We start from the raw sequence: 12,060 nt of genomic DNA on the forward strand, positions 1-12,060 counted from the left end.
TGATATGATGATGGTACATGCTTCTATGCAAATTCCGCGGCGCAAACCCGGTCATGCAAGCCGGGCCAGTAACGCCCGGTCGCGCAAACCCGGTCACGCAAATTGGCCCGCGCGAAAATCCCCAAACGGCTGCGCCGCTCCAGGTGACCCGCAGGTCATTCCTGTTCATTATGACTCACGAGTCATTTCTGGTCAACGTTTATTATTTACGCTGCCGATCGTTCGCCGCGCATAAAAAAAGCCGAAAGCGGACTCGGGATGCCGCGCTTCCGGTCATATATGCAAAAAATGGTCCGGCTTGCCCCGGTATCAAGGTCTTCCGGGCACAATGCCGGGCACAACACCGGGCAGTCCGCTGCCCCTTATCGTTCGGGAGCGTCCGCTTTCGCGGCGGCTCCGCCGATCAAGCCGCCCGCGATGCCCGCCGATTCCGGGCCGTAGAAAAACCGCATGCGCGACGTCAGCACCGAGATGTCGGCCGGCGTCTCCAAATAGATCTCGCCGTCGGTGTCGATCCGCTTCGGCTCGTCGGTCTCGATCCGCAGCGAAGCGGTGCGGATATATTCGATCACGCCCCCGCTCTCGCGGTAATCGGTCAGGTCGCCGCCGTTGATGACCTGCCAGGCCAGCGACAATCCGGCTTCCCTGACGATCAGCACGTCAAGCTGGCCGTCGTGCACGCCGTCTCCGGGAAAAGGCAGCTTCGCCGTGCCGAGCGACCGGCCGTTGGCGGCAAGGATCATGACCGCTTCGCTGTCCACGACGCCTTCGTCATGGGTCAGGCGGAAGCGAAACGGCTCGGCTTGACGCAGTGTGCGCAGCGTGCTGAGAAAATAGCTCAGTTTGCCCATGCGCTCTTTTTGGTCCGAATCGATATTTTCCGACGTATCGGTAATAAGCCCGATGCCGACGAAGTTCGTGAAGATCCGTCCGTTGATCGTGCCGACGTCCGTATCGAGCAGCCGGCCTTCCAGCACTTCCTCCGCCGCGCGCCCGACCTGCAGCGGCAGGCGCAGCGTGCGCGCGAAATCGTTGCACGTTCCGCCCGGCAAAATCGCGACGTCCGGCACGGGATTGGCTTCGGCCGCGCCGTTGATACATTCGTGCACCGTTCCGTCGCCGCCGAGCAGCAGCACCAGATCGAATTCCCCGCCGCGCTCGCGGCACACGGTCTCGCCGTCGCCCGGATTTTGCGTCTGCACCAGCGTCAATTCGCCGATCTCTCCGGCCAGCGCTTCCACCGCCGCGCCAAGCTGTCCCGCTTTTTCCTTGCCGGCTTTGCTGTTGTATACGAGCATTGCTTTTTCCCAACGCATAGGCTCATCTCCCGTTCGCTTAATCGCGGACCGGACGTCGTGATCCGGCCTTCGTTTCCAAGTTATTACCCAGACACAAAGCGAACGTCAGCAGACCGCAGCGAAAATAAGCGAACGATCAAGCCGATAACGATTTCAAAGCGAATCAATCGGCGCTCGCCGCCTGATTCGCGACCGCGACAAGCTTCCACGCGCCCGCTTCGACTTCTTCCGGCAGCATCGGGCGCCCGTAATAATAGCCCTGCATCAGGACGCAGCCGCGCGACAGCAGGAACTCGGCCTGCTCGACCGTCTCGACGCCTTCGGCCACGACTTCCAGGTCAAGCAGGCGCGCAATGCCGATAATGCCGACGATCAGCGCCTGCTTGGAGACGCGGTCGCTGCTTTTGACGAACGATTGGTCGATCTTGAGCGTATCGACCGGAATCTCGTCCAGCCGGCCGAGCGAAGAATGCCCCGTGCCGAAATCGTCCATCGAGACTTTGACGCCCAGATCGCGCACGCGCTGAAGTTGGGACAGCGTGATCGCCATATTTTTCATCGCGATCGATTCGGTAATTTCCAGCTCCAGCATCGCGCCTTCCAGGCCGCTCGAACGAAGCGCGTCTTCGACCATGTCCAGCAGCGTCATGCTCTCGAACACACGGTACGACATATTGACCGAGACGCACACCCGGAACAGGCCTTCGTCGTGCCAGCGCCGGTTCAGCCGGCACACTTCGCCCAGCATCCAGCGGGTCATCGGCACGATCAGCCCCGTCTCTTCCGCGATCGGAATAAACTCCCCGGGAGATACGATACCCTTGTCTGGATGCTGCCAGCGCAGCAGTGCTTCGAACCCGGCTTCCCGTCCGAGCTTCGCGTCCCATTTCGGCTGATAGACGATAAAAAACTGCCGGTGTTCGAGCGCCAGCCTGAGGTCTTTCTCCAGCTCCATCTTGCGGCTCAGCTGCCCGCCGATGCCGGCGTTGAAGAAAACGGTTTTGTCCTTGCCTGAAGATTTGGCCTGGTAGAGGGCCGCGTCGGCCGCCTTGAGCAGCGACGAACGGTCGCTTCCGTGGTCCGGGAACAGACTGATGCCGGCGCTTGCCGTCACGTACAATTCGTTGCCTTCGATCATGTACGGACGGCTGATCTCTTCAAGCATCCGATCGACCCGCTGAAGCAGCACGTTGGGATCGCTGTCGGAGCCGACGAGCAAAAACTCGTCGCCGTCCATACGAAACAGCGCTTCGCGCTCCTGAATCCGGGTACGGATCCGCTTCGCGGCATGGGTCAGCAGCAGGTCGCCGAGATCGCGTCCGAGCGTGTCGTTGATCACTTTGAAGCGGTCCAGGTTGATCAGCACCATCGAGCCGAGCCGGAGGTCGGCCGCCCGGCGCTCGAACTCTTCCGGCAGCGCGTAACGGTTGCGCAGGCCGGTCAGCGGATCGAGAAAAGCGATCTGCTTGAGCGTCCGCCGCTCGAATACCATGAAGATCCACGTGATCGCCAGAATCAGTGCGACCAGCGCCGAGACGCCGGCCACGAAATAAGACGAAGGCAGGCCGGCATAGTCCAGCACGGCCGCGTCCGAACGGACGCCGTCGACGCGCAGCGCGCCCAGCAGCGTGTACTGCATCGCGAAGATGCCCGAGCCCAGAATAAGGGCCGCGCCCGGCTTGGACATCCCGCTTGCGGCCGAACCGCGAAAATTGCCGAGCACGTACAGCGCAAAGTAAGCGGCGATGAACAGGATCGCGACCGAGAAAAAGCCGACGAACGGGTCGACGGCGACGAACAGCCCCGGGCGCAGCGCGAACAAGCCGAGCGCGGACATGACCGTGACGCCGAGCCCGAAAGCGCCGCCGGCGAGCCGGCTGCTCAGCGGGCTCTGTCTGGTGAAGAGCGCAAGCATTATGTAGGCGGACAAGCTGGCGCACGCGACGGCCGACACGACGAGCGCCGGCGCGTAATGCGGCGTAATACGATGATGGTAAGAAAGCAGACTCATAACATGGACGAGCGAGGTACCCGTTCCGAGAACCAATGCGGCCGCGGCAAGGCGGAGCCTCTTCGCCCCTTTGGCGGACCGGCTTTTGCCCACGGCGAGGTCGAAGCCCAAATAAGCGGAGAGCAGCGCGACGGCCAGCGACAAAACGATCAGCATGCCGTTCCAATTCTCCGTTAAACCGGTGACAAGGACAGAGATCATAAATCGGTTCCCACTTTGCGTTATGATATTTGTTGCATACACGATGAATGCTCTTGCTTGAGGCAAGTAAACCTTTGCCTTAATTATATCGAATAACTGGGTGAAATCCATCAGAACCGTACAATTGCCGCAAAAAAAAGAAAGTCCGCCGTACGCGCACGAAAAAGAACCGGCAGAGACTGCCGGTTCTTGCGTGCGACCTTGCTCCCAAAGTGTTGTCCAAGCCTGTACGGACAGGCTTTCGGGGCTTCGGGACGCCGGGTTGTGGTTAGCCCGCTTCTTCCGAAAATTGGCTGTTGTACAGATCCGCGTAGAACCCGTCGGAGGACAGCAGTTCTTCGTGCGTGCCCTGCTCGATCACTTCGCCGTGATTCATGACGAGAATGAGATCGGCGCCTTTGATCGTCGACAGACGGTGCGCGATCACGAAGCTTGTGCGGCCCTTCATCAGCTCGCCCATGGCCTGCTGGATAAAGATTTCGGTCCGCGTATCGACGCTGCTCGTCGCTTCGTCGAGAATCAGGATGCGCGGATCGGCCAGGACGGCGCGCGCGATCGTCAGCAGCTGCTTTTGCCCCTGCGAGATGTTCGACGCGTCTTCGTTGAGCACCGTGTCGTAGCCTTCCGGCAGCGTGCGGATAAAGTGATCCGCTCTTGCCGCTTCGGCTGCGCGCACGATCTCTTCTTCGGTCGCGCCTTCGCGGCCGTACGCGATATTCTCGCGGATCGTGCCGCCGAACAGCCACGTATCCTGCAGCACCATGCCGAACAGGCTGCGCAGCTGCTTGCGGTCCATGTCGGCCGTATCGACGCCGTCGATCTTGATCGAGCCGCCGTTCAATTCGTAGAACCGCATCAGCAGGTTGATCAGCGTCGTTTTGCCGGCTCCGGTAGGGCCGACGACCGCGACGGTCTGTCCCGGCGAGACGTCGATGCTCATGTCGTTGATCAGCATCTTCTCTTCGGTATATCCGAAGCGGACGTGTTCGAACTTCACTTCGCCGCGGCCCGTCAGATGGCGTTCGAGCTTGCGGTCCGGCGTCTGCTCTTCTTCGTCCAGCACTTCGAAGACGCGCTCCGCCGAAGCGATCGCGGACTGGATAATGTTGGCGATGTTCGCTGTCTGGGTGATCGGCTGGGAGAACTGTCTCGCATATTGGATAAACGCGAGAATGTCGCCGATATTGATCCGGCCGTTGGTGACGAAGATGCCGCCCACGACGCAGATCAGCACGTAGCCGATATTGCCGATAAACGACATCAGCGGCATGATCAGACCGGAAATGTACTGGGCTTTCCAGCCGGATTCGTACAGTTCCTTGTTATGCGTCTCGAACTTTTCGAGCGAAGCGGCTTCGCGGCCGTACGCTTTGATCACGCGCTGGCCGTTGTACATTTCTTCGACGTGCCCGTTCAGGTCGCCGAGCGAGCGCTGCTGGCTGGCAAAATATTTTTGCGAGCGCTTGGCGATCAGGATGACGACGACCAGGCTGAGCGGAATCGTCAGCACCGTGATCAGCGTCATGATCGGGCTGATCGTCAGCATCATGATGATGACGCCGATGATCGTCACGAGCGACGTGATGATCTGCGTCAGACTCTGCTGCAGCGTGTTGCTGATATTGTCCATGTCGTTCGTGACGCGGCTCAGCACGTCGCCGTACGGATGTTTGTCGTAATATTTCAGCGGCAGGCGGTCAAGCTTCTCCTTGACCTCTTTGCGCAGGCTGTAGGACGTGCGCTGCGCGACGCCGGCCATGACGAACTGCTGGATATAGCCGAACAGCGCGCTCAGGACGTACAGACCGGCCAGAATCATAATGATCTGCCAGATGTATTCGAAGTCGACGGCGGCGTTCGGGATGCCCTGCATCTTCGCCATGACGCCTTCGCTCAGCCGGGTCACGGCGTTCGCCATGATCTTGGGACCGAGAATGTTGAACACCGTGCTCAGGATTGCCGTGATCAGCACGACGAGCAGGTGGAATTTGTACGGCGCCAAATAGCCGGTGAGACGCTTGAACGTCGCCTTGAAATTTTTCGGCTTGGCGACCGGCATCATCATGCCGCCGGGGCCGCCCATGCCCGGGCCGGGTCCGGGTCCTTTGCGCGGCGGTTGATTGCGATTGTGTTCGCTCATGACATTCCCTCCTCTGCCCGTTTGCCCATTTCTTCTTCCGACAGCTGCGAAGACACGATCTCGCGGTAGACGTCGCTCGTGCGCAGCAGTTCGTCGTGGCTGCCGATACCAGCCACGCGGCCTTGATCAAGCACGACGATCCGGTCGGCATCCATGACGGTGCTGACCCGCTGCGCGACCATCAGCACGGTCGCGTTCTGCGTCTCCTGCTTGAGCGCGGCGCGCAGCCTGGCGTCGGTCTTGAAGTCGAGCGCGGAGAAGCTGTCGTCGAAGATGTACACTTCCGGACGGCGCACCAGCGCGCGGGCGATCGACAACCGCTGCTTCTGGCCGCCGGACAGATTCGATCCGCCCTGCGAGACCGGCGCGTCGTAGCCTTCGTCCAGACCGTCGATAAATTCGGCCGCCTGTGCGATCCGCGCCGCTTCGCGCACTTCTTCGTCGCTGGCGGACTGTTTGCCGTAGCGGATATTTTCCATCACGCTGCCGGTGAACAGCAGCGCCTTCTGCGGCACGTAGCCGATCTTGAGGCGCAGTTCTTCCTGCTGCAGCTCGCGGATATCGACGCCGTCCACGAGGACCGATCCCGACGAGACGTCGTAGAAGCGGGGAATAAGGCTGACGAGCGTCGATTTGCCCGAGCCGGTTCCGCCGATCAGGGCCGTGACTTCGCCGGGGCCGGCTTCGAACGAGACGTGTTCGATCGCCGGCGCTTCGGCGCCTTCGTAAGTGAACGAGACGTCGCGGAATTCAAGCCGTCCGCGCTGCGAAGGGCGGCTCGGCTGAGTCGGATCTTCGATGTCCGGCAGCGCATCGAGCACTTCGTTAATCCGGCCGGCCGATACGGAAGCCCGCGGTACCATGACGAAGATGATCGAGACCATGATCAGGGAGAACAGAATCTGCATGGCGTACTGCACGAAAGCCATCAGGTTGCCGATCTCCATCTCGCCGGCGTCGATGCGGATACTGCCGAACCAGATGATCGCGATCGTCGAGAAGTTGAGGATCAGCATCATGGCCGGCATCATCAGCGCCATCAGCTTGTTGACGCGGATCGCGGTGTCTTTGAGATCGCTGCTTGCATGGTCGAAGCGGCCGCGTTCGCTGTCTTCGCGTCCGAACGCCCGAATGACGCGAATGCCGGTCAGGTTCTCGCGCAGCACCAGATTCAGCCGGTCGATCTTTTTCTGCATCGCCTTGAACAGCGGCAGCGCGCTGCGCCCGATCAGCAAGATAAGCAGCGCCAGCACCGGGATGACCACGACGAGCACCAGCGACAGCTTGGCGTCTTTGGATACGGCCATGATAATGCCGCCGATCATCATCATCGGCGCCATCGCCATCATGCGCAGCATCATCGTCAGCACCTGCTGCACCTGCGTAATGTCGTTGGTCGTGCGCGTAATCAGCGAAGCGGTACCGAACTTGTCGAATTCCTTGAGCGTAAAACGCTGCGCATGCGAGAACACCCGGCTGCGCAGGTCGCGGCCGAAGCCGAGCGACACTTTGGCCGACAGATAACTGGCCGCGATCGAGCACAGCATCCCGATCATCGCCACGCCCAGCATAATGCCGCCGATTTGCCAGATGTAAGGGATATCGCTGTTCACGATGCCTTTGTCGACGATGTCGGCCATCAGCGTCGGCAGGAACAGCTCAGCGAGCGCCTGCACGAACACCATCAACAGGACGAGCACGACGCCGACCCGGTAAGGCTTCAGCATGCGAAACAATTTCAACATAACGGTCTCTCTCCTTTATCGTCCGACGCCTGTGCGTGCGGGTCTTGGCCGGACTCTTCGTTCTCCCGACCGGCGAAATAATCGTGCGTGCGATTCAGCAGCTGAACGAGCGTCCGGGTATCTTCCTCGCCCAGATGATCCGTCAATCCGCCGACCATCGATTCCATTTCCCGAATAAACGAATCGGTGACGCGCACCCCTTCGTCCGTCAGCGAGATGCGTACCGCTCTCCGGTCGGACGGGTCGGAGCCGCGCACGACGAGGCCGTCCGATTCCAATCCTTTGATCAGCTGCGTCACGGTCGGCGAAGCCACGTCCAGAATGCGGCTGATCTCCGAGACCATGATGCCCGGTTCCCCGTGGTCGACGCGGCTGCGAAGCACCATGAGCAGCATGCCTTCGCTCTGCTTGCGTCCGGCCATCGGACCGGTATGCTTTTTTTTGCGCCCATGCTGGAATTTCCGGATCGTGATCATCAATTCGCGGGCCAGCGGGCTCAAGCGCGATTCCATGGCGATGCGCCTCCCTTTCTCCGTTGCCGGAAATGCGTCTGCTTCTTCCTCAAAAAAATATATTTAGGTCGACTAATATTTAGCCTGCCTATCTATTTGCTCCCTAATTGTATGACCGGACTTGATGAATGTCAACTTTGACACGAGGGCGGCGTATTTCATGAGAAAAAAGCCCGTGCGCATCGCGCGCAGGGCTTTTTCTTGTGCTTTCGTTTTGCCTTCGTCGTGTCTTCGTTCGGTCTTCTTTTCACCGGCGCGTTATTTCGTTCCCCATTCGTCCGGCAGCAGCGAGCGGTAAGGTTCCTGAAGAAACCGGTCGTCGGCCAGGATCAACACGCCGCGGTCCGCTTCAGTCCGGATCAAGCGCCCGCCGGCCTGCTGGACTTTGTTCATGCCCGGGTAGACGTAGGCGTAGTTGAAGCCGCTGCGGCCGCGCTCGTTGTAGTAATCCCGGACGATATCGCGCTCCAGCCCGATCTGCGGCAGGCCGACGCCGATCACGGCCACTCCGGTCAACCGGTCGCCGGCGAGGTCGATGCCTTCCGAGAAGACGCCGCCCATGACGGCGAAGCCGACGAGCGTCTTCTCCCGATCCGCCGAGAACGCGTCGAGGAATCCGGTGCGCGCAAGTTCCGACATGCCCGAATCCTGCCCGAGAATCTCGATCGCCTCGCGGTCGACGCGCGTCTCGAACGCCTGCCGGATCTCCTGCAAATATGCGTACGACGGGAAAAAGAACAGGTAGTTGCCCGGACGCTTGGTCACCGTGTCCGCCAGCGCCCCGGCCAGCGCGTCCCGCGTCCGTTCTCGGTCGCGGAAGCGCGTGGAGAACGGCAGCACCGTCACTTCGAGCTGCTCGGGACTGAACGGCGACGGAATCGACAGCGTATAGTCGTCTTCCGCGGCGCCGAGCATCTCCCGGTAAAACCCGAGCGGAGCGAGCGTGGCGGAAAAATAGACGGCGGAACGGTAGTTTTTGGACGACTGGAGCAGCAGCTGCGACGGATCGAGGCAGAACATCTTCATCCGCACTTCGCTGCCGTCCGTCTCCACGTAAGTCACGTACTGATCGCCGTACAGCCGCCCGACCCGCAGGAAAGCCTGCGCCGAGAAATAGGCTTCCAGCAGTTCTTCTTCGGCTTCGCTGCCGTGCACGGTCACGAGCGCGTGTTCCGCCTGCTCGACGAACGGCTCCAGCAGCTTGAACATCACTTCCGGCGGCTCGCTGCCGACGAAGCGCCCTGCTTCCCCGGCCTGCTTGCGCAGCAGGATCAGATACGCGTTGACCCGGTCGGCCGCGGCGCGCACGCCTTCGTGCACGTCTTTGTAGCCGCGCTTGATCGCGAGGAACGCCGATTTCAGCACGTCGGCCGAGAACATCTCGCGTCCGCGTTCGACCAGATTGTGCGCTTCGTCGACGAGCAGCGCCGAACGGCTCCGCTGCTCGTCGGACAGCCGCTTGAACGCGATGCGCGGATCGAACACGTAGTTGTAATCGCAGACGACAACGTCCGCCGCATAAGCCGCGTCGAGCGAAAACTCGAACGGGCACACCGTATGCTTGCGCGCATAGGTTTCGAGCACGTCGCGGGTAATTCTCGTCTCGTGCTCGAACAGGTCGATCAGCGCGTCGTTGATCCGGTCGTAATACCCGACGGCGAACCGGCATTGACCGCCCGCGCAGTCTTCTTCTTCCTTGAAGCAGACTTTGTCTTTCGCCGTAATCGTGATGGAACTCAAATACGCCCCGTTTCGTTCGAGCAGCGCCAGCGCTTCTTCCGCCCCGGCCCGCGTGGTTGTCTTGGCGGTGAGGTAATAGATGCGGCTGATCAGCCCTTCCCCGATCGCTTTGATCGCGGGAAACAGCGTCGAGATCGTCTTGCCGGTGCCGGTCGGCGCCCGCGCGATGAGGTTTTTCTCTTCGCGCACCGTTTTGAACACCGCTCCCGCGAACAGCCGCTGGCCTTCGCGGTAGCGCCCGAACGGGAAAGCGAGCGCCGAAGCGGCTTCGTTGCGCCGTTCTTCGCGCCGTTTGAGCAGCAGCGCGTACAGTGCGTAGCGCTCGGCCACGTCCTGCACGAACGACGCCAGCTCCTCCGCCGTCTGCACGACTTCGCGCACGCTGCGCTCGCCGCCCGGCTTGTGCACGTACGTCAGCCGGACGCGAATCTGTTCAAGCTTCAGGTCCAGCGTCAGCATGTAGGCGTAAAACCTGGCCTGCGCCCAATGCACGTCATGCCCGTCTCCGATCAAGTCCGCCGTCTCCGACGTCGATTTGATCTCGTCGATCGTATAGAGGCCGTCCTCGCCCAGCAGCAGCCCGTCGCAGCGTCCTTCCACCTGCACGGTCAGCTCTCCTTCGGCGCAGGTCAGTTCCGTTTTCACGAATACTTCCTTCCGGTCGTTCTCCCCGTAGCTCTCCTGCACTTCGCGGTGGATACGCGTGCCTTCCTGCAGCGCGCTGCCGAACCGGGTGCCGGACTCCAGGCTGCCGCTGCGAAACACGTATTCCACCAGCGGCCGCACAGAAGTTTTTACCGTATAAGCCATGCCCATTTCTCCTTCCGCATAACCTGTTGCTTCTATATCCTGTTCGCCCTTTTCGGCGTTTCGCTTATTTTTTGCGATTTTATGCAGACCGTACGACGTCCGCAGACGTCTATCCATTATAGACGAAGCGCTGCGCAAGTTCTTGTTTTGCCGCAAAAAAAGAAGCTTTCGCCGCAGCGAAAGCTTCGAAAACGCCTGTTCGTCGTACTGCCGGAAGCTTATTGCAGTACGCGTCTTGCGGACACGTAATGATCCTGCCAGTATTTCAGGTCGAGGTCGGCCACGACCACGCCGTCTTTGCTCGCGCTGTTGTGGACCAGTCCGCCTTCTCCGTTGTAGATGCCGACATGGCCGATCAGGCCGGGCACGCTGCTCCAGAAAAACAGCAGGTCGCCTTTTTGCCATTGGTCTTTGTCCACCGCGATGCCGATATCTTTTTGGTACGCGGTGCCGAACGGCAGGTTGAGACCCTGCAGGCCGAACACGTAGCGCGTGAACGAAGAGCAGTCAAGCAGCACCGGCGCTTCGTTCTTGCCGAACCCGTAGCGCGTGATGCCCTGCAGCGACAGCGCGTCCTGAATGATCCGGTCGGCTGTGCCCGAGTCGATGGCGCTGCCGGTCGGCGGCGCCGGAAGCGGAACGACCGGCAGCGGGACGCTCGGAAGCGGCAGCGGCACGGCCGTGTCGACAACCGGCGGAGCCGGAGTCGCGGCCGGCGAGACCGAAGTTCCGCCGGGCAGCGTGTACGTGACGTAGCTGGTCGAGACGTAGCCGGTCAAGCCGTTGGCGTCGGTAATCTTGAGCCAGGCGGAATTCGCGAGTTCGACGGCGGTGAACGCTTCGCCGGCCGACAGGACGCGGTGCACGGCGCTGCCCGTCGTCGGTTCGGCGCGGAAATTGACGTTCTTGGCGACGGTTCCGCTGCCCGTATTGGCCGAAACGGCTGCGGGCACGACGGCCGGAGCCGCGGAAGGTGCCGCTTCGGGAGCGACGGATTCCACCGTTGCCTGAACGATCGGAGCCTGCGCGGCGGCCGAGATCGGCTTGACCGAAGGCGTCCCCTTGACGCCCGCGGACGACGCGGTTTTGACGGACGAAGACGCGGCGGCCTTGACGGCGCTCTGCGACTGCGTTTCTTTGGCGTACGTTACATAGGAGGCCGATACGTATCCGGTCTTGCCGCCTACATCGACTTTGAGCCAGTGGGCGTTGAGCGCGGTGAGCACTTCGAGCTTGGTGCCCGGCTGCAGCGTGCGGTGCACGCTTCCTTCCGAGGCCGACGGAGCCGAACGAAGATTGACGGGACGGTCGACTTTGCCGGGAGCCGCTTCCGCGACGACGGGTACAGTCACTAGAAGAGTCGATACTGCGAACAAGCCGAAAAGCTTTCTTTTCATGATTGCCTCCTTGGTACGGCATGGGCGCAAACGGCGGCTCGGCGGGGTCGCCGAAACCGCAAATCGCGCGCATGTCCTGTTGTCGATAAGCGCTTCCGCAAAAAAACGGAAAGGCGCTGGGCTGGTAACGGGCCGACGGTTCTGCATTCTATCGCTAGTTTATCTTCTATCGGCGCAAATCTCCAGCGTTTTGAGCAAATTGGAGA

General features: G+C 60.9%; 7 protein-coding genes. All 7 read right to left on the minus strand.

The features are described from left to right. Window positions 1–362: 362 nt before the first annotated feature. Window positions 363–1,316, minus strand: a complete 954-nt coding sequence (locus FTE24_RS05780) for a diacylglycerol/lipid kinase family protein (protein WP_150235003.1) — start codon at window positions 1,314–1,316, stop codon at window positions 363–365. Between the two features lie 145 nt (window positions 1,317–1,461). Beyond that, window positions 1,462–3,465: a putative bifunctional diguanylate cyclase/phosphodiesterase gene (locus FTE24_RS05785; RefSeq protein ID WP_160441668.1), complete on the minus strand. Its 2,004-nt coding sequence runs from the start codon at window positions 3,463–3,465 to the stop codon at window positions 1,462–1,464. Between the two features lie 313 nt (window positions 3,466–3,778). Next, window positions 3,779–5,650 (minus strand): ABC transporter ATP-binding protein, encoded by a 1,872-nt coding sequence (locus FTE24_RS05790; protein WP_150234999.1) that lies wholly within the window; start codon window positions 5,648–5,650, stop codon window positions 3,779–3,781. Then, complete coding sequence (locus FTE24_RS05795) at window positions 5,647–7,395, minus strand: ABC transporter ATP-binding protein (protein ID WP_150234997.1); 1,749 nt, start codon at window positions 7,393–7,395, stop codon at window positions 5,647–5,649. The genes FTE24_RS05790 and FTE24_RS05795 overlap by 4 nt, the downstream gene beginning before the upstream one ends. After that, a complete protein-coding gene (locus FTE24_RS05800; RefSeq protein ID WP_237401659.1) occupies window positions 7,389–7,907 on the minus strand; it encodes a MarR family winged helix-turn-helix transcriptional regulator in 519 nt (172 codons plus the stop codon). Before FTE24_RS05800 ends, FTE24_RS05795 begins: the two co-directional genes overlap by 7 nt. A 258-nt stretch (window positions 7,908–8,165) precedes the next feature. Continuing rightward, entirely contained in the window at window positions 8,166–10,457 is a 2,292-nt protein-coding gene (locus FTE24_RS05805) for a helicase C-terminal domain-containing protein (RefSeq protein WP_150234995.1), read from the minus strand. Between the two features lie 218 nt (window positions 10,458–10,675). Then, a complete protein-coding gene (locus FTE24_RS05810; protein WP_160441669.1) occupies window positions 10,676–11,854 on the minus strand; it encodes a C40 family peptidase in 1,179 nt (392 codons plus the stop codon). Window positions 11,855–12,060 lie beyond the last annotated feature (206 nt).

This window comes from Saccharibacillus sp. WB 17 (genome assembly GCF_008634075.2).
Classification (GTDB): domain Bacteria; phylum Bacillota; class Bacilli; order Paenibacillales; family Paenibacillaceae; genus Saccharibacillus; species Saccharibacillus brassicae.